The sequence below is a fragment of the Wolbachia endosymbiont (group A) of Hylaeus communis genome (assembly GCF_947251915.1).
Lineage (GTDB): Bacteria > Pseudomonadota > Alphaproteobacteria > Rickettsiales > Anaplasmataceae > Wolbachia > Wolbachia pipientis.
Genome location: NZ_OX366396.1, coordinates 1,446,555 through 1,463,903, shown reverse-complemented (window position 1 = coordinate 1,463,903; position 17,349 = coordinate 1,446,555). Strand labels below are relative to the sequence as shown.

Here is a 17,349-nt window from a genome sequence, read left to right as displayed (position 1 = left end):
CAATAATACGATGAAATCGTCAAAAACTAATGAGAATTTTTGGCTGTATGGAAAGCACACCTGCATGTCAGCACTGAAGAATAAAAATAGGCGGTGTATAGAACTGTTAGCAACAGAAAATTTCTATAGAGAGCACAAAAAAGAAATTAGGCAATGTGTAGACAGTAAGGGCATTAAAGTTCGATTAGTAGAAAGCAAAATACTTAATGACGTTTTACCCAAAGGTGCTAACCATCAGGGAATTGCTTTAAATGTTGCCCCTATTCTTTATAACTTAAGCATTGAAGAAATAGCTGAAAGCTCGAACGATAGCTCTACTATAGTCATTTTAGATCAAGTCACTGACACGCACAATATTGGGTCGATTTTAAGAACTTCAGCTTGTTTTAATGTCGACGCATTGGTTTTACCACATAACCATTCACCAAGTGAAAATGCATCTATTGCAAAAGCAGCAAGTGGAGCATTGGATATTGTCCCACTAATATACGTTACAAATATAGTAAAAACTATGCAGTATTTAAAAAAGGTCGGTTACTGGTGTTATGGGTTTGATTGCAATACTAAAGAAAATATAGATGAAATAAAGAGTTTTGAGAAAAAAAGAGTAATTATTTTGGGTTCTGAAGAGAAAGGAATGCGGAGGTTAGTTAAAGAAAATTGTGATTATCTTTTAAAGATCCCAATATCAAACGTAATTGACAGCTTAAATGTTTCAAATGCAGCAGCAATAGGCCTATATTCTATTTATATTAAAACAAATGCCAGCGCATAGCTGTTTATAATAAAAACACTTGATAAAAATGTGGTTTTATATTATAATGTGTTAAATAATGGACAAAAGGAGTTATATTATGTCTTATATGAGAAATGAACAGGATATTCGCTCTCAAGGCGTTTACTATAGCGCTGGGCTTAGAAGTTACCTAACTAAAGTATACAATTACATGGCTTTAGCTTTGGGCGTCACAGGGCTTGTTGCATTTTTAACAGTATTTTCTGGTCTTTTTCAAGTAATTTATTCTAATCCCGTTCTATCGCTTGTGGTAATGTTATCTCCGGTTGCATTGGTGTTCTACATGTCTTATAGAATTCAACACCTAAGTGCTCAGTCTGCCGTTACTATATTTTTCTCGTTCTCAGTGTTAATGGGGCTTTCCTTATCTTATGTTTTTATAGTTTATACTGCAGAAAATATAGCAAGGGCGTTTTTCATTACATCAATCATGTTTGGCTCTATGGCTTTATATGGCAATACTACAAAAAGAGATCTTACAAGTATGGGCTCTTTCTTGATTATGGGAGTTTGGGGGTTAATCATTGCGTCTATAGTAAATTTATTTCTTGGAAGTAGTCCTCTCCACTTTGCAATATCGTTCATATCAGTAATAGTCTTTACCTTAATGACTGCGTATGATGCTCAAAGAATCAAAGACGTTTATTATAAACATAATGACGGATCAGAAGTTGCTACTACTAAATTGGCAATACTCGGTGCAACTAATCTTTATTTTGACTTTATTAATATATTTCTCAATCTACTCAGGTTACTTAACTTGTTCAACAATAGGGATTAGATGTTTTCCTTTTTAAGGAAAGGCAGTAAGAATTCTATAGTTTTCTTTTTAGTATCTTTAGTTGTGTTGATGTTATGTCTTGCATATGCATCGGTACCGTTATATAGCATTTTTTGTAAAGCTACTGGATATGGTGGCACAACAAGAAAAGTAACTAATGCAACAATAAGTGCAATTGACCAAAAAATCAGGGTCCACTTCAATGCTGATATAATGTCCGATCTACCTTGGGAATTTAAATCAGAAACTAACTACGTTGATGTAAACATAGGAGAACAAAGTTTAGCGTTTTATTACGCAAAAAATCTATCTGATCAGCCTTCATTTGGAATGGCGGTGTATAACGTTACGCCTTTCAAAGCAGGTAAGTATTTCAATAAAATTGCATGCTTTTGTTTTGAAGAACAAATGTTGCTACCAAAACAAAAAGCAGCTATGCCCGTATCTTTTTATATAGATCCTGAGATAATGCTTGATAGTAATACAAAAGATTTAAGTGAAATAACGCTATCATACACGTTTTTTAAGCTTAAGTAACAGAATGTTTGCAAACCGTGTCATTTCAGTAATCAATAGGGTGTCATCCGAGTAGCTGACACTGGAATGACAGGAGGTAACGCAAGAAGTCTATTGATTGTGAAAACAATAACTTTGCAAAATATTAATTGTTAGATAACATAATCAAAGTTTTTGTCTTAATATTCATCATGGTTAGAGCTATACAAATTAAAAAAACTGGGGGACCAGAAGTATTAGAATTTGTAGATAAGAGCATAGGTGAGCCAAAAGGCGAGGAAGTCTTAGTGCGTCACACAACTATCGGCTTAAATCGTTATGATTTAGAGCACAGAAAAGGTACACGCAAAATTAAAAATTTACCATCAGTGCTTGGAGTGGAAGCAGTTGGGGTTATTGAAAAACTTGGTAAAAAAATCAGTGATGGATTCAAAGTTGGAGACAGAGTTGGATATTGCACAGCTCCTCCAGGGGCATATTGTGAAAAGCGCATTATACACCAGAAATATCTGATAAAAATTCCAGATGACATATCTGATGAAGTTGCTGCTGCAGTGCTGTTTAAAGGTATGACAGCTCACTATTTAGTTAATCAATCTTATAAAATCAGGCCTGGTGCTTTCGTGCTAGTTCATGGAGCTAATGGCGGCTTAGGGCAAATAATATGTCAATGGGCAAAGGATAAAAAAGGTGTAGTGATAGGTTCTGTAAGCTCTGATGAAAAAATGAAGATAGCTTTACAAAGTGGCTGCACATACGCAATAAACTACAATGATAAAGACTTCATTTCTAAAATTATGGAGATTACGCAAAACAGAGGAGTAGGTGCAGTGTATGACCCCATAGGTTACGCTACAAGTAAGCTCTCTTTTGAATCTTTAGGCAGGTTCGGCATATACGTTTCCTATGGGCAGATATCAGGTAACGCTCCTATTAGTTTTTCTTTACTTAGTTCACGTTCGTTATTTGCAACTGGAACCTCAATATACCATTATAAGCATGATAGATTCACATTAGTGCTTACCACAATGGAAATCTTCGAGATGATAAGAAAAAAACTTTTAACTGTACGGATCAATAAAAAATATAAACTTGATGAAATAATTCAAGCCCATCACGATATGGAAAATAGAAAAACGAGTGGGTTAAATATTATTAAAATCTCTCAAATAAATTAATAGTTAAAATTAACCATTCATTAAATTATATCAACTAGAATTTCACATATTTAGAGGTTGTCCGGAAACAAGTAAATTCAAGCATATTCCCTCTTTAACATAACCCTACTCATAGCTAGGTATATGAAATTCTCAGTGGATGTTGTGAGTAAATCATACTCCTTCGATAGCCTTCTATTCCTATTAACCCAAGCAAAAGTCCTTTCTACAACCCATCTTCTTGGCTGTACTTTAAACCCTTGTTCTCTTGTTGGTAGTAGCTCAGGTGGCGTATCTTTGTGCACCCAAAATCTACATGTAGGCCTTTTAACAATTTCAATATCTATGTCATATTCTTCCTTTATGTGATTCTTTAAATTTCTTCCTTGGTATCCCATGTCAGCCCACATTTTTTTAACTTTAGTATATTTTGTTCTCATATTGTTTAATGCTATTTTAATACCATCTCTATCATTTTCGTTAGCAGCGCCTACGTAACAACCTAGTATAAAACCCTGAGTGTCTGTAATTATATGCCTTTTTCTACCCTTTACTTTTTTACTTCCATCATAGCCTTTGATCCCCCCTTTTCTGTAGTCTTTACAGATTGACTATCTACTATACAGGCACTCGGCTGCTCATTCCTTCCTATTTTTCTTCTACTATATTTTGTAATTTCATAATTCATTTTCTCAAAAATTCCCTGCTTCTTCCATTGCCTGAACTGCTCATACACAGTCTTCCATAGCGGAAAATCATTTGGTAAATACCGCCATTGACACCCTGTACGCAATACATAGAAAATTGCTTCTAATATTTCTCTTTTGCTATACTTTGGCGGCCTTCCTCCTTTCTTGTATGATACTCTGAAGTGTTTTTCTATTCTTGCCCATTCCCTTTCGCTTAGATCTGTTGGATACTTTTTTCTCATCTTTACCCCGTACTAAAATTTCAGATATTATAGCCTTTTACTTGTTTCCGGACAACCTCATATAGCATTTCTCATAATAGTCCGAACAGGTCATAGGAAGGCAGAATCAACAGCACGACGAAAGGATTCGAATAGAGGAATGTTTTTCCTGGCTCTGTTTTTTATAGCAAACCAATGATGCTCAATTTTGTTGAAATCTGGAGAATAAGGCGGCAGATACAAAATTTCTGCACCAACCCCTTTAGCAAGCTCGATAATCTTATCAGACTTATGAAAAGTAGCATTGTCAAGAATGACAGTCTGTCCAGGTTCCAAGATCGGTGTCAAAAATTGCTCAAACCATCCATTAAAAACATCCATATTACAGTGGCCTTCAAAGGTTAACGGAACAACTATCTTTCTTCCACTTAAGGCTGCAACCATACTGATTCGTTGAGTTTTCTTTCCAGATTTTAAGGCATAAAACCGCTGTCCTTTCTGGCAATATCCGTAGGGGTAGTCTTCGGTGTTATCAATGCCAGACTCATCTATATACACTAAGTTTTTAGGTTCTTTTGTCGCTATAATTTTCAAAAATTCAGCACGTTTTTCTTCGTTTCTTTCCTTGTATCCATATGTCTTTTTTTGCGCGTAAATTCAATTTTTTTAAGGGCTCGATAGATCGTTTGGATACTAACGTTGTTCCAAAGTTTAGCCATTTCCGATAGAGTCTTTCCTCCGTGTTCTCTGGCAAATTTGGCAAAGGTATCCCAGTCGGTAATTTTGTGATTGTAACCCCCATTTCCAAGTTTTTTTGATTGAAAGTCTCCTGTTTCTTTTCTTCTTTGCTGCCACTCCCATAAAGTAGTTCGTCCAATCTTAAATCTTGCTGCCACTGTTTCTCTGCTTTCTCCTTCGTCTAGCGCTTCCATTGCTTTTTTTCTTAAATCATAACTATATGCTGCTGGCATTCAACCTCCTTATCATCATCTACCCTTATCCTATCACATCCGGACTTTTATGGAAAGAGCTATAGTTGCCAACGGCTTTGGTATAACTAACTCTATGATGTTATCCGGCTTATTACTTTCATTACCATTCACGCTTTTAATTGTTACTTCACCTATTTTAAATGCTGCAAGTAATTATATTCTCAAAAAGACAGCTATAAATTCAATTGAGGAGCAATTTAAAGGTGATGATCAGTTTATAGAAGTCGATAACGAAAAGCCAAGCAGTACTATGAGCAATCAAAGTTATTTCCCCATCGGTCAGTTAATATCATCAAAGTTAGCTATTCTCCATAGCGAAGTCTCTAGCTAGGAACAATGAGCCACAGATTAGTATGGTTTTGACGTTTTGGGTAGAGGCTTTTAATATGTGATTTGATATTGCATCGCCAATTGATTCACATTCAACTGCTTTTATTCCTATGTTATTGGCTTTTTCCCTAATCAAATTTGTATTTGTTGCTTTAGGTTCAGACTTAACACAAACCGCACATAGTAGCTTGATATATGGCTTTAAGTGCTCTAAGAACTCTTCCACATTTCTGTTACTAGTAACACCAAAAACCATATAAATACCTTCAGCAAAATTATCTTTTACCCACTGAGATAGTACTCTAGCACCATCATTATTGTGTGCACCATCTAAAAATAATTGCCAATCTTTCGGTAGTAGGAAAATTAAATTACCTTCTTTTATAGACTCTAGCCGTGCAGGCCAATAAGTGCACTGTAAACCTGAAGTGATATCCTCTTCTCCAATATCAAATTCATACTTTCCACTTAAAATACTACATGCTGCAATAGCATTGCCTGCATTAATCACCTGATGATCACCCTTTAAAGATGGCAAAGGAAATTCTATTGATTGAATAGCTGATTGAAAAACCATTTTGTTGTTCTTTTTTTTGCAATTCCATTCAAGACCTCCTCTATACAAGGGAGATTTCTTATTTATTGCGTGGTGTTCTAGCGTGTTCACTATAGATTTTTCTTGCGGTGCTATTACGCAAGGAACATTAGGTTTCATTATTCCAGCCTTTTCACCTGCTATAATTTCTACAGTAGGGCCAAGATATTCCGTATGATCAAGTGCAATGGAAGTAATTATTGTTAAAATCGGATTATCTATAACATTTGTTGCATCAAGCCTTCCACCCATACCCACTTCAACTAAAGTTATATCGGCTTTATGACGAGAAAAAGCTAAAAAAGCTGCAATAGTTGCAGCTTCAAACAGAGTGATAGGTTGTTCTGCAATTACTGCACGACATTCTTCTAATAAGCTATATAATTTATTATCGTCGATATAGCTGCCGGCTATCACTATCCTCTCATTAAAACTCACTAAATGTGGAGAAGTGTATGCGTGTACCTTATACCCTGCTGCTTGCATTATATATCTTATAAATGCTAGTGTTGAGCCTTTCCCATTAGTTCCAGCTATATGAATTACGGGAGGCACTTTTTTCTCGGGGTTATCTAGTTTGCTAAGAAAGCCTTTTATGCGATCAAGAGAAAAATCATTCGGCCTGCTACCAAGTGGCTTAGGCCAATGAGGCATATATATCATGGATTGTTATTGCATTTTAATTCAGCTATAACGCTTGCTATGCCATGCGTGTCGATTTTTTCACTAAATTGATAACGTTGATTAATAGCAATACTTATTCCACTCATTACAACATCACTTATCAAGAAAGAACTGTTATTTTTAGTAACTTTAAAATCAATATTTGTAAATTCTTCATCACCGTAAGAAAATCTTGTACCAATTAAGCAAGTTTCATCGTCAACTGCTTTTGTACTCATTATGATCATTTCACTATCATGCATGTATTTATATAAAATTTTAACGCACAAACGCGTAAGATACACTTCATACTCTCTTAAAAAATCTTCTTTTTCTTTTTGTTTAACTAAAGCCCAATGTTTTCCTATGACGAATTGCGATATTCCTTTGAGGTTAACATTGTTTTGAATGGCCTCCTGAAGCTTTTTTTGCACACATTCCCGGTTTTTTTTATTCTCCTTTGTAGATATACCATCCACTTGTTGCTTCATAGTATGCACAAAAATTTTGTGATCTGTACAATTAGTGTAAGCACTTGAAGAAATTACAATAAAAACAATGATAGTTAAAACTTTAGTAATGTTCATAAGATATATTTATTAGCTATGATACTTAGAATGCAAAGTTTAATAAAGATTAAATAATAATCGCTAGCTTTAATATATCTATAGACACACCTTGTATAAATCATCTACAATTAATTAAGGGTCTGTTCTATGCGTTATGAGTTAAGTTAAATTTCCCGAGCGATAATTTCTAGTCAAGGGAATTGCCTCTGTTAATTTCGTTGAAATTGATACGCGATGCCCACCTTAACTTTAGTCTCAGGAATCTACTAAGGCTGACGGTAGATACGGATCCTATTTTGATTGGTTTAACATTTATGCTTCATCAATACAAAGAACAGGGTGTTTTCCTATGTTTGCCTAATGAAGTATTCCAAATTGTAATTGATGTTGAAAGGTATCCTGATTTTGTTCCTTGGTGCAAAGCCGTTTATATAAAAGAAAAAATTAACAACCAAATGGTTGTGGATCTCCTCGCAGCTTTTCATGGAATTAAAGGTAGATATACATCAGAAGTTACTTCTCTTTCTCCAAGTGGAACAAATGAAGGTTGGATAAAAGCTGTATCATCAAATGGAATATTTAAACATCTATACAATGAATGGCAATTCATTCCCATAGATGAAAATAAAACTATGGTAAAGTTTTATATAGAGTTTAAGTTTAAGTCCAACTCATTTTCCACTTTATTAAACTCAGTATATAAGTATACACAAAGTAAAATAATTGCTGCATTTAAAGATAGGGCTGAAAGCCTTGCTAAACAAAAGTTATCTTGACATTATTAATATAAATGTATAATTTTTTTTAGTAAGTTAAGTGTTTATATTGTAATGATTTTTAGACTATTGTTTTTATTAATTTTCATAAGTGTTAATTCTTATGCAGTTGTTAAGCAAGATTTATCCGATAACCAATACATTCAAAAAAAACCCAATGAAATAACATCAAATGAGCTATTATCGCCATTACCTAATGATAAATTATTAGGAGATCCAAAAGCACCAATTCTAATGATAGAATATGCTTCATTAACTTGTTATCACTGCTCTCTTTTTCATAGGAATGTTTTTCCTAAAATTAAAGAGAAATATATAGACACAGGTAAGATGTTATATATATTTCGTCATTTTCCTTTGGATTACAGAGGGCTAAAGGCTGCAATGCTAAGTCATTGCTACGAAAAACAAGAAGACTACTTTAATTTTAACAAAGCTGTTTTTAACTCAATAGATTCGTGGAATTACTACAATTTAAGTGATTTGACTTTACTACAAAGAATTGCTGCACTAAGCAACTTAAAGCAAGATGCATTTAACCAATGCATTAATGATAAGAAAATAATGGATAAAATCGTAAATGATAAATCACTGGCAATTAATAAACTTGGTATCACAGCCACTCCAATATTTTTCATCAAGCTTAACGATGATAAATCATATATAGAGCATAATAAAGTTAAACATGGAGGGTATAAAGAGCTGAAATATTTCACTAATGTGATAGATAAATTATATGGAAAAGCTATAGTGAAGTAATACCACTGTAGCTTACCATATAAAAGACTCTATGCTGAGTCATTGTTTTTCACTACTGTTTGTTGTTTTTTACGCTCAAACTCTCTTTTTTTACTGTGCCAAGTGTAGTAATACATAGCGATTTTATTCTCTATTAATACTATTGTCCCATCATAAAACTGAACCATATCCATAACTTTTCTCTGAGCTTCATCAAAACGTTCTTTATACTTTTCACGATAAGCTGGATTATGTAGTAACATAACCCCTTCATTCTTGTTAGATTTTTTGTTTAACGTTTCAACTTCACCAGCAATAGTATAAGACATATAACCCCCTCTAATTGATTATAAAAATTATATTTTAAAAAGAGAAATGCGCATAAACAATCCCTTTAATTCTAGCATAATAATCGACTGTTTATTATACTAGTTAACTATAGTACGATATATAATAATTTTTGTCACTTAAAATTTTATACTATGAAATAATAACTTAAAATAAATGTTTTTATTATTTTAAACTATATTATTATATTTATAAATTGTGTATGAATTAAGTCTCCCTAATTTATAATATATGCGTAATAATTTTAGTATAAAATTGTCATACATAAGAAATCTATTTGCAAAAGAATATAAAAAAATAGAAGAATATTGTATTCTTGAAAAAAAGCAACATATTCAAATTGGCCCTGAAGAAGGAAAGCTATTAAGTTTATTTATAAAAATCCAAAAAATCAAAAGTATTGTTGAGATTGGCACGTTATACGGTTACTCGTCGATTTGCATGGCAAAAGCTCTACTAAAAGACGGTCATATATATACAATAGAAAATAATCCTCAACACTCAAGAATAGCAAAAAAAAATTTTAGTGCTTTTAATCTAAGTGATAAAATTACTCTAATAGAAGGCGATGCACTGGAAAAAATTAATGAATTATCAGCAAAAGCACCATTTGACATGATATTTATTGATGCTGACAAAAGTAGTTATCCTAAGTATTTAGATTGGGCAGAGTCATACATTAAACAAGATGGGCTAATCGTTGCAGATAACACTCTATTGTTTAACACAGTATTTTTAGAATCGCCTCCAAAAGAAGTATCAGAAAAATCATGGCATGCCATGAGGGAGTTTAATAATAGATTATCAGATGAAAAAAAATATTTCTCTATATTGATTCCAACTGATGAAGGAATGACTGTAGCTTTAAAGCTAACATAAGTTAAAAATCAAGGTCAGCATAATGTTTAGGAGGGATTAAACCAGAAATCCTCTCTAATAATATCTCACGAAAACAAGGCTTTGATTTAACAATGGAGTACCATTCTTTTAAAATTTTACTTTTTTCCCATGGAAAACTACTTACATAATCCATTACGGAAATATGCGATGCTAAAGTAATATCAGCTAAAGTGAACTTATCAGTTGCAAGCCAAACGTTCTTGTTAATTAAGTGTTCGATGTATTCCATATGGCAAGGTAGGTTATGCTGAGCTGCATGAAGAAATCTAGAGTCAGGGCTGCGGTTAGTAATTACTTTTTCATTCATAATATACTTAGTAACTTCATTGTAAAATTTGTTATCGAACCAATTGATTAGAGCGCGTATTTTAGACTTAATAATAGTGGATGAACCAAGTAATTTGACGTCGCTATTGTAAGTCTCTTCTATATATTCACAAATGGCATTACTATCCGCTATTACAAAGTTATTATCTATTAACACTGGTACTTGCCCGGTTGGATTGATCTCCATAAATTCATTCCGCTTTTCCCACGGATTTTCATACACTAGATCACAGCCTAATTTTTTTTCTTTTAGAAAAGCTCTAACTTTTCGTGAAAATGGACAAAGAGGAAAATGATATAAAATCATAATGTTCCTCTTTTGTTATACCAATATCCTTTTTTTGTTACTCTATGGCTTGACCTACAACTGTACGAACTTTCTTTGTAGTCCGCAGAAGTTTGCGTAGCAGGTAGTGTCATGCAAGTAGCTGACACTGGAATCCAGTTCTTGTTATACAATTGCCTAGTGCGCTCATTTACAGTTAAGTTTTCTGGATCCAAGTAGTCAAGCACTGGGATGACATCCTTTTCGGTAAAAATTGCTCTTATATCACAACATTCATACAGCTGTATGCCTAGGCACTGGGATGACATAAATAAGCGCTGAAATGACATAAATAAACATTGGAGTGACAATCTTGTAGTGACTTGCATGACAACTAACTTTTTGTTTACTTCAAAATAGCACTGTAAAAAATTTAACATATCAAATTATAGAGCTAATATAGGATATACCTTGCTAAATAAAAAAAAAAGTATAATATTTTATAAGGTATGCAGGCAAAAACTCTGTAATTTGGTCAGATCAGAAATGAAGCAGCCATATCAGAACCTTTTTGGGTTGCATACCTATTTCATTATTTGTTTTATCCGAGGCTATGAATATAGCATTAAAACATCGTCCTAGTAGCTTCAAAGATCTAGTAGGTCAAGATATATTAGTGCGTGTATTAGAAAATGCTTTTATTTTAAACAAAATCCCACAATCTATACTGCTCTCTGGTAGTAGTGGAGTTGGTAAAACCACCACTGCAAGGATAATAGCTTTATGTTTGAATTGTTCCCTGGGGCCAATTTTTGAACCTTGCGGATCATGTGAAAATTGTCTAGCAATAAAAAATTCAAGCCATCCAGATGTAATTGAAATCGATGCAGCAAGTCACACTAGCATTGACGATATTAAAGTAATCCTGGGAGATATTTGCTATTCACCTATAAGCTCTAAATTCAAAGTCTACATTATAGATGAAGTACACATGCTATCTAGCAGTGCATTTAACGCATTACTTAAAACCCTAGAAGAGCCACCATCTAGTGTAAAGTTCATTTTAGCAACTACGGAAATAAAAAAGATACCAATAACTATTATTGCACGTTGTCAAAGATTTGATTTACACAACATTCCTGTAGCTAAAATAGTGGAACGTTTAAATGATGTTGCACAAAAAGAGAGTTATTCCATTGAAAAGGGAGCATTAGAATTAATTGCACGACACTCTGGAAATTCAATGCGTAACGCCTTGTTTTTGATGAATCAAGCAGTGCTATATAGCAAAGATGGTGCAATATCCACTAAAAATGTGACAGACATACTTGGCCTAGTGGATAAAGATATTATATTCGATCTATTAGGGGCAATATTAGAAGGTGATTTACAGAAAGCTCTATCAGTGTTTGACAAGGCGGTAAAAACAGCAAACCCACTTAGTATTTTTGAAGGTCTATTGCAAACAATTCAGTTAGTATGCCGTTTTTTGATTACAAAAGAGATTGATAATGCAGTTACAGAGCATGAAAAGAATAGGATAAAAGATTTAAGTATAAAGAGATCTTTAATATTTTTTTCGAGATTGTGGAAGATGTTGCTTAAAGGTATTCAAGATATAAAAACTTCAACATGCAACGATGTTGCTGCTGAAATGATGTTAATTAGCCTCTGTTATCTTTCTGATCTGCCTTCTCCGGAACAGGTGATCAAAAAAGTTCTTTCGCAGAATGTAGAGCAAGGAAATAGACAGGGCAGACCTGTTGCACCTTCCCCCTCTGTCATCCAAGTAGCTGACTACTCGGATCCAAAAAAATATGTGGAAAGTAAACAACAACCCCACTCTGTCATCCCAGTGCGTGACACTGGGATCCATGTGGAAAATAAACAACAAAATTACGATTTTGATAAGATTTTGCAACTATTAAGGCGAAGTAACCAAATTTATCTTTACAAACAACTGTGTAATAATCTACAATTAATAGATTGTAAACCTGGATATTTAAAATTAAAAGCTGTATCTAAGTTGGATAGTAATTTTTGCAATGATTTAAAAAATTACTTAAACCAGGTGACTCAGCAAGAGTGGGTTATTGCAGTTGATACAGGTTATATAAACAGGGAAGTGAGTAATTTAAATTATGCACCTGCAGTTAAGGATATCCTTGACACGTTTAAAGGTGCAAAAGTAGTTAATATAGAAAATAAGGAGTAAGTTGTGGATTTTAGTCAAATAATGAAACAAGCGCAAGAGATGCAAAAAAAGCTTGCAGAAGCTCAAGAAAAATATGTTGGAAAAGAGTTTCAAGGTATTTCTGGTGGTGGCAAAGTTTCTGTATTAGTGGAAGTCATAAAAATAGGTAGCTATAAAGCTAAAAAGGTGAACATAGACTTAGAACTTATGAGAAATGAGGAAAAAGATATAGTAGAGGATTTAGTAACAGCAGCGTTTAATGATGCCGTTAAAAAAGCAGAAGAAGATATGGCGAATGCAACTTCTGATCTTGCAGGTATGATGGGTTTACCATCTGGGTTTAAACTTCCTTTTTGAATTTACTACTGAAGTTTCTTTTAGTGTAAGTATTTTTTTTCTAATATTCCCAACGCTAGTACTTCTTCATATAATGTACCTATACTAGCATAGCTCTACGTCATACCGTGATTCATTCCACAACTGTACAAACATTGCAATATGGCACATAGTAAACGATGTCATTCCAGTCTGGAATCCAGCCTTGCCGTAATCTCATCAAGAACATTGTGTTTTAACATAAAACGGCTACTTTTATGCTTACCAACTTAATAAAATTCCTGGATCCCAGACGGCTTTGTTGCATCACACTTTATGAGATGGTGATTTATGGTAAATTCATGTAACTATCTCAAATTTAGCCATACCAATATCAGTGAATTTATTAAGCAAATAGCATTTGATTAGCAGTTCTTTTTCTCGATTTATCTCAGATTTATTCCTAAAACTAAATCCGAATATTTGCTTTAATCTTGAGAAAAACCCTTCAATATAAGATCTTTTCCCATAATTTACTTCTTTTTTCCATTCTTTCATGCCATCTTCACCGTATAATTTTATTAACCTAATAGCAGCATTCCTGTCAGACATATAATCTATTTCTGGATGTTCTGCCGCATTGTTTATTGGTGGAATTTTTGTCTTTATATCATATTCGTTACACAACTTATAAAATTTGTGCCTATCACATGCTCTATCTGCATATAGTGCTTTTATGGCATGCTGAAAATCAACTTCTTTTAGCAAATCACAAGCTCCATAGTGATCAGCCGTTACTGTATTTTACAGCTATGGCTTTTTTGTTGTTTATATTCAACATTACGTGCAATTTTCTCGTTTGCTCATAGCCACGATATTTTCTGTCAGTGCTATTTTCCTTGCTGTGACCAGGAGTGTTGTTGTATATACTAATTCCTGTACTGTCTATAGCAATTTCGATATCTTCCATATTATTTTTATCAATTCTGCAATCATTTATCTTAATATTAAGTTTCTTAAACCTTCTTGATGCTTGTGAATAGCTGATAACTGCCAAATCTCTTCCTATTTGTTGCAAATACCCTTTTATAAACCCGACTGTTTGTCTTAAACCAATTCTAAAGAAACTGACGATTATATGCACCAAAATCACAACTTTATCACTATAAATATAGTTGCCGCCCTGCATTTTTGGACAATTCTCGTACCAATTTTCTATGGCGTCATTGATATAACAAAAAATGCTTCCTCTTTCTTGGAGAAATTTGTTATATTCATGGCAGTTACTGACTCTCATTTTTTGTGGCATATTTTTTCTTCAACAGTTAAATGGCTATTTATAATGAATTTTGTCAGTAACTGCCAGTTCTTTTCACTTGAGCGATGCAACAAAGCCATCCCAGACTGGGATGACAAGAAGATGGTACTTGGATAAGAGGCATTGCCCTCCTGGTAGGCCCAAATTGCAATGTTCGTACAGTTGTGGATTTCTCATCCGCTAACAAGCAGCGAGATGACGAGGTCTTTCGATAGTAAATCTTACCTGTGTTAGCTATACCAAAAAATCAAAAGTCGTATTTATTCATTAATAAAATCTTTGTCTTCTCCTAAAAATTAGTTAAAATGTAGAATATTTTGTGTTATTAAGTTAGCACTTGACTTAACTTTAGTTGTTACTTAGACTGCTAAAGTGGAATTTTAATTTTTTTTACGAGGACAATTATGCATTATAAAAAGTTTTTTTCAGCAGCCGCTTTAGCAACGTTGCTAAGTTTATCAAACTATGCTTTTTCAGATCCTGTTGGTCCAATAAGTGATGAAGAAACTAGCTACTACGTTCGTTTGCAATACAACGGTGAAGTTTTACCTCTTTTCACAAAAGTTGATAACATGAAAATTAAAAAGGGGACTGATGATGTTAATCCTTTTAAAGCTTCTTTTATAGGAGGTGGTGCCGCATTTGGTTATAAAATGGACGACATTAGAGTTGATATTGAAGGGCTATATTCACAGCTAAACAAGAATGTGAACAATGATGAAGTGCTTACTCCAGATACTGTTGCGGGCAGCTTAACAGCAATTTCAGGGCTAGTTAACGTTTATTACGATATAGCAATTGAAGATATGCCTATCACTCCATATGTTGGTGTTGGTGTTGGTGCAGCGTATATTAGCACTCCTTTGAAAGACGCTGTGAATGATCAAAAAAGTAAATTTGGTTTTGCTGGTCAAGTAAAAGCTGGTGTTAGTTATGATGTAACTCCAGAAGTCAAACTTTATGCTGGAGCTCGTTATTTCGGTTCTTATGGTGCTAATTTCGATAAAAGCGGTGGTGAGAAAGACAAAGGAGGACATACAGTCCTTTACAGCACTGTTGGTGCAGAAGCTGGAGTAGCGTTTAATTTTTAGTCTATCTCAGTCTTGTCATCCCAGTGGGTTTTTTCTTGTCATTCAAGTAGCATGACACTGGGATCTAGAAAAAAGAAATGTGGATTCCAGTGTCAAGGCACTGGAATAACACTATTTGCTATGTGTTTAAGCTATAACGTTTACCATTGTACTGGTAGAATATCATCTAAAGTTACATAATGTTATCCAATTAGCTAACACTGCGGCCTACTGTCTCCAAGAAATTAGATGGAAAATTTGTACTTTTTTCAAATCAAAGCTTGAATTTTTGCTGGAAAATCAATATATTATATGCATGAAGTTTTAATTTAAGTTGTTATGTTGACCTCAATGGCAAACTTATGTGTCGATAGCAGAACCAATCTCATGCAATATATTGCTAGGGTGCAAAAATTTCCTATGCTGTCTCAAGAGGAAGAGGTACGATTAGCAAAAAATTGGAACCAATATAAGGATGTTTCTTCTGCTCATAAATTGATTACCAGCCATTTGAATTTGGTAGTGAAAATTGCAATGAAATTCAAAAATTATGGACTATTGTTGATGGACCTGGTCATGGAAGGAAATATGGGTTTAATGCATGCAGTGAAAAAGTTTAATCCTGATTTAGGGTTTCGTTTTTCAACTTATGCGGTGTGGTGGATTGAAGCTTCAATAAAAGACTTTATATTGAAATCTTGGTCGTTTGTGAAAATAGGCACAACGCAAGCACAAAGAAGATTGTTTTTTAGTTTACGTAAAATAAAAAAAAGAATTTTACAGTATACAAACAGGGAAACCTTAAATAATGAAGAAATAAAAGCAATATCTAATGAGCTTTCTGTATCCGAAGGAGACGTTCTGCAGATGAATTACCGTATGGCTTGTAAGGATCAGTCGCTAAACGATTGCATAAAAATAGGTGATGACTCTAAAAGGGAGCTACAAGATATGATCCCATGTAACTTGGTTAGTCAAGAAGTAACCTATCAGAATCATGAAGAAAAAGAATTAAAAGAAGCAATTTTAAACAATGCACTAGCGAGCCTCAACGAAAGGGCAAGAGACATTTTTATCAGTAGATATTTGTCTGAAAACATTCAAACTCTGGATGAACTTAGTAAAAAATATTGTGTTTCAAGAGAAAGAATAAGGCAGTTGGCTGAGCAGGCGATGGCTAAGGTAAAACAATATATACAATCTGAAAGTTTGAAATTTTGTTTGCATGCGTAGTTTTTTTATATTTCTAATATTTTTTTCGATAGGCGCTTTTGCATCGGTTAGTGATGTACAATTGAAGGAAAAATATAAAGATTGGCTCGTGTATACTGCATTGGAAGATGGAGAGAAAGTATGTTATATTGTATCCTATCCTAAAAAAAAAAGCGAATATTATACAACCAATCGCAAGCCGTATGTAATGGTTAGTTATGTTGATAAAAAAGCAGATGAGGTAAGCGTTACCTCTGGTTTTCAGTATGATAAGGAGCCTGTAGCTCTCAATATCGACAAAAAAATTAAATATACACTGCCCATAATACAGGGAAGTTTTGCGTGGGCAGAGCATACAAAAATAGATCAAGATCTCATTCTAAAAATGAAGCAGGGATTATCAATGGTAGTTAATGGAAAAACAAAAACAGTGACCATTGATGATACTTATTCCCTACTTGGTTTTCAAAAAGCGTATCAAAAAATGCATGATTTATGCCATACAAAGTAAATTATTGTAACAGAATACCCAGCTATAGTATAAACTAGACTACTCTTTCAATGGAAATATAAATAG

At 33.7% G+C, this 17,349-nt stretch carries 18 protein-coding genes, 2 other RNA genes and 3 pseudogenes; 15 read left to right on the top strand and 8 right to left on the bottom strand.

From position 1 onward, the window contains the following. The first annotated feature begins 10 nt into the window (after positions 1 to 10). The 4 genes from rlmB to OPR52_RS07165 all read left to right on the top strand — a co-directional run bounded on the left by rlmB (position 11) and on the right by OPR52_RS07165 (position 3,271). A complete protein-coding gene (gene rlmB, locus OPR52_RS07180) occupies positions 11 to 775 on the top strand; it encodes a 23S rRNA (guanosine(2251)-2'-O)-methyltransferase RlmB (RefSeq protein WP_265038160.1) in 765 nt (254 codons plus the stop codon). Positions 776 to 854: 79 nt separating this feature from the next. Next, positions 855 to 1,577 carry a Bax inhibitor-1/YccA family protein gene (locus OPR52_RS07175; protein ID WP_010962942.1) on the top strand — a complete coding sequence of 241 codons (723 nt, stop codon included), beginning with the start codon at positions 855 to 857 and terminating at the stop codon, positions 1,575 to 1,577. Beyond that, a complete protein-coding gene (locus OPR52_RS07170; RefSeq protein WP_264723167.1) occupies positions 1,578 to 2,114 on the top strand; it encodes a cytochrome c oxidase assembly protein in 537 nt (178 codons plus the stop codon). 170 nt (positions 2,115 to 2,284) lie between these two features. Continuing rightward, on the top strand, positions 2,285 to 3,271 hold the full coding sequence (locus OPR52_RS07165; protein WP_264723166.1) for a quinone oxidoreductase family protein: 987 nt from the start codon (positions 2,285 to 2,287) through the stop codon (positions 3,269 to 3,271). Positions 3,272 to 3,348: 77 nt separating this feature from the next. On the opposite strand, the pseudogene OPR52_RS07160 reads toward OPR52_RS07165, so the two are convergent. Together OPR52_RS07160 and OPR52_RS07155 are read right to left on the bottom strand one after the other, a co-directional pair. Beyond that, positions 3,349 to 4,181 (bottom strand): annotated as a pseudogene (locus tag OPR52_RS07160) (IS5 family transposase). Positions 4,182 to 4,271: 90 nt separating this feature from the next. Beyond that, a protein-coding gene (locus OPR52_RS07155; protein WP_265037751.1) for an IS630 family transposase occupies positions 4,272 to 5,131 on the bottom strand; the annotation gives its coding sequence in 2 pieces (ribosomal slippage) (positions 4,272 to 4,807 and positions 4,807 to 5,131; 861 coding nt in all). A 49-nt stretch (positions 5,132 to 5,180) separates the two neighbouring features. Here OPR52_RS07155 and OPR52_RS07150 point away from each other — a divergent pair. Beyond that, positions 5,181 to 5,483: a hypothetical protein gene (locus tag OPR52_RS07150; protein WP_265038158.1), complete on the top strand. Its 303-nt coding sequence runs from the start codon at positions 5,181 to 5,183 to the stop codon at positions 5,481 to 5,483. On the opposite strand, the gene OPR52_RS07145 is transcribed toward OPR52_RS07150, so the two are convergent. Continuing rightward, positions 5,451 to 6,740: a bifunctional folylpolyglutamate synthase/dihydrofolate synthase gene (locus tag OPR52_RS07145; protein ID WP_265038156.1), complete on the bottom strand. Its 1,290-nt coding sequence runs from the start codon at positions 6,738 to 6,740 to the stop codon at positions 5,451 to 5,453. The two genes, OPR52_RS07150 and OPR52_RS07145, sit on opposite strands and share 33 nt — an antisense overlap. Further along, complete coding sequence (locus OPR52_RS07140) at positions 6,737 to 7,327, bottom strand: MlaC/ttg2D family ABC transporter substrate-binding protein (protein WP_265038154.1); 591 nt, start codon at positions 7,325 to 7,327, stop codon at positions 6,737 to 6,739. The genes OPR52_RS07145 and OPR52_RS07140 overlap by 4 nt, the downstream gene beginning before the upstream one ends. Positions 7,328 to 7,443: 116 nt before the next feature. Between OPR52_RS07140 and ssrS the strand changes: the two genes are divergently transcribed. The 3 genes from ssrS to OPR52_RS07125 all read left to right on the top strand — a co-directional run bounded on the left by ssrS (position 7,444) and on the right by OPR52_RS07125 (position 8,844). After that, positions 7,444 to 7,604, top strand: a non-coding RNA gene (gene ssrS, locus OPR52_RS07135) — 6S RNA. Positions 7,605 to 7,623: 19 nt separating this feature from the next. After that, on the top strand, positions 7,624 to 8,085 hold the full coding sequence (locus OPR52_RS07130) for a type II toxin-antitoxin system RatA family toxin (protein WP_010963012.1): 462 nt from the start codon (positions 7,624 to 7,626) through the stop codon (positions 8,083 to 8,085). Positions 8,086 to 8,139: 54 nt separating this feature from the next. Then, entirely contained in the window at positions 8,140 to 8,844 is a 705-nt protein-coding gene (locus OPR52_RS07125; RefSeq protein ID WP_038199341.1) for a DsbA family protein, read from the top strand. 29 nt (positions 8,845 to 8,873) lie between these two features. Here OPR52_RS07125 and OPR52_RS07120 read toward each other — a convergent pair whose 3' ends face one another. Next, positions 8,874 to 9,152: a DUF2671 domain-containing protein gene (locus OPR52_RS07120; RefSeq protein ID WP_006279425.1), complete on the bottom strand. Its 279-nt coding sequence runs from the start codon at positions 9,150 to 9,152 to the stop codon at positions 8,874 to 8,876. Positions 9,153 to 9,402: 250 nt separating this feature from the next. Here OPR52_RS07120 and OPR52_RS07115 point away from each other — a divergent pair, with 250 nt between their 5' ends. After that, positions 9,403 to 10,050, top strand: coding sequence for an O-methyltransferase (locus OPR52_RS07115; RefSeq protein ID WP_010081993.1), 648 nt, complete (start codon positions 9,403 to 9,405; stop codon positions 10,048 to 10,050). 1 nt (position 10,051) lies between these two features. Here the strand turns inward: OPR52_RS07115 and OPR52_RS07110 are convergent, their stop codons facing one another. Then, positions 10,052 to 10,705 carry a glutathione S-transferase family protein gene (locus tag OPR52_RS07110; RefSeq protein WP_065094500.1) on the bottom strand — a complete coding sequence of 218 codons (654 nt, stop codon included), beginning with the start codon at positions 10,703 to 10,705 and terminating at the stop codon, positions 10,052 to 10,054. 107 nt (positions 10,706 to 10,812) lie between these two features. Beyond that, a pseudogene (locus OPR52_RS07540) lies at positions 10,813 to 10,929 on the bottom strand (WPE palindromic element domain-containing protein); the annotation flags it as partial. A gap of 232 nt (positions 10,930 to 11,161) precedes the next feature. Here OPR52_RS07540 and ffs point away from each other — a divergent pair. The 3 genes from ffs to OPR52_RS07090 all read left to right on the top strand — a co-directional run bounded on the left by ffs (position 11,162) and on the right by OPR52_RS07090 (position 13,214). Continuing rightward, an RNA gene (ffs, locus tag OPR52_RS07100) (signal recognition particle sRNA small type) lies at positions 11,162 to 11,261 on the top strand. A 15-nt stretch (positions 11,262 to 11,276) separates the two neighbouring features. Further along, positions 11,277 to 12,878 (top strand): DNA polymerase III subunit gamma/tau, encoded by a 1,602-nt coding sequence (gene dnaX, locus OPR52_RS07095; RefSeq protein ID WP_012673353.1) that lies wholly within the window; start codon positions 11,277 to 11,279, stop codon positions 12,876 to 12,878. 3 nt (positions 12,879 to 12,881) lie between these two features. Further along, positions 12,882 to 13,214 (top strand): YbaB/EbfC family nucleoid-associated protein, encoded by a 333-nt coding sequence (locus OPR52_RS07090; protein ID WP_010963017.1) that lies wholly within the window; start codon positions 12,882 to 12,884, stop codon positions 13,212 to 13,214. A gap of 318 nt (positions 13,215 to 13,532) precedes the next feature. Here OPR52_RS07090 and OPR52_RS07950 read toward each other — a convergent pair. Beyond that, positions 13,533 to 14,481 (bottom strand): annotated as a pseudogene (locus OPR52_RS07950) (IS5 family transposase). Positions 14,482 to 14,894: 413 nt separating this feature from the next. Between OPR52_RS07950 and OPR52_RS07075 the strand changes: the two are divergent. The 3 genes from OPR52_RS07075 to OPR52_RS07065 all read left to right on the top strand — a co-directional run bounded on the left by OPR52_RS07075 (position 14,895) and on the right by OPR52_RS07065 (position 17,283). Beyond that, positions 14,895 to 15,581 (top strand): acyloxyacyl hydrolase, encoded by a 687-nt coding sequence (locus tag OPR52_RS07075; protein WP_265038150.1) that lies wholly within the window; start codon positions 14,895 to 14,897, stop codon positions 15,579 to 15,581. A gap of 318 nt (positions 15,582 to 15,899) precedes the next feature. Further along, the gene (locus OPR52_RS07070; RefSeq protein ID WP_041582625.1) at positions 15,900 to 16,793 is read left to right on the top strand and encodes an RNA polymerase factor sigma-32; all 894 of its coding nucleotides are present in this window, start codon (positions 15,900 to 15,902) and stop codon (positions 16,791 to 16,793) included. Beyond that, on the top strand, positions 16,786 to 17,283 hold the full coding sequence (locus OPR52_RS07065; protein WP_006279310.1) for an invasion associated locus B family protein: 498 nt from the start codon (positions 16,786 to 16,788) through the stop codon (positions 17,281 to 17,283). The genes OPR52_RS07070 and OPR52_RS07065 overlap by 8 nt, the downstream gene beginning before the upstream one ends. Positions 17,284 to 17,349 lie beyond the last annotated feature (66 nt).

Excerpts from the sequence above, each read along its gene's own strand:
- rlmB (WP_265038160.1), top strand. The coding sequence starts at position 11 with ATGAAATCGTCAAAAACTAATGAGAATTTTTGGCTGTATGGAAAGCAC.
- OPR52_RS07175 (WP_010962942.1), top strand. The coding sequence starts at position 855 with ATGTCTTATATGAGAAATGAACAGGATATTCGCTCTCAAGGCGTTTAC.
- OPR52_RS07170 (WP_264723167.1), top strand. The coding sequence starts at position 1,578 with ATGTTTTCCTTTTTAAGGAAAGGCAGTAAGAATTCTATAGTTTTCTTT.
- OPR52_RS07165 (WP_264723166.1), top strand. The coding sequence starts at position 2,285 with ATGGTTAGAGCTATACAAATTAAAAAAACTGGGGGACCAGAAGTATTA.
- OPR52_RS07150 (WP_265038158.1), top strand. The coding sequence starts at position 5,181 with ATGGAAAGAGCTATAGTTGCCAACGGCTTTGGTATAACTAACTCTATG.
- OPR52_RS07145 (WP_265038156.1), bottom strand. The coding sequence starts at position 6,740 with ATGATATATATGCCTCATTGGCCTAAGCCACTTGGTAGCAGGCCGAAT.
- OPR52_RS07140 (WP_265038154.1), bottom strand. The coding sequence starts at position 7,327 with ATGAACATTACTAAAGTTTTAACTATCATTGTTTTTATTGTAATTTCT.
- OPR52_RS07130 (WP_010963012.1), top strand. The coding sequence starts at position 7,624 with ATGCTTCATCAATACAAAGAACAGGGTGTTTTCCTATGTTTGCCTAAT.
- OPR52_RS07125 (WP_038199341.1), top strand. The coding sequence starts at position 8,140 with ATGATTTTTAGACTATTGTTTTTATTAATTTTCATAAGTGTTAATTCT.
- OPR52_RS07120 (WP_006279425.1), bottom strand. The coding sequence starts at position 9,152 with ATGTCTTATACTATTGCTGGTGAAGTTGAAACGTTAAACAAAAAATCT.
- OPR52_RS07115 (WP_010081993.1), top strand. The coding sequence starts at position 9,403 with ATGCGTAATAATTTTAGTATAAAATTGTCATACATAAGAAATCTATTT.
- OPR52_RS07110 (WP_065094500.1), bottom strand. The coding sequence starts at position 10,705 with ATGATTTTATATCATTTTCCTCTTTGTCCATTTTCACGAAAAGTTAGA.
- dnaX (WP_012673353.1), top strand. The coding sequence starts at position 11,277 with ATGAATATAGCATTAAAACATCGTCCTAGTAGCTTCAAAGATCTAGTA.
- OPR52_RS07075 (WP_265038150.1), top strand. The coding sequence starts at position 14,895 with ATGCATTATAAAAAGTTTTTTTCAGCAGCCGCTTTAGCAACGTTGCTA.
- OPR52_RS07070 (WP_041582625.1), top strand. The coding sequence starts at position 15,900 with ATGTTGACCTCAATGGCAAACTTATGTGTCGATAGCAGAACCAATCTC.
- OPR52_RS07065 (WP_006279310.1), top strand. The coding sequence starts at position 16,786 with ATGCGTAGTTTTTTTATATTTCTAATATTTTTTTCGATAGGCGCTTTT.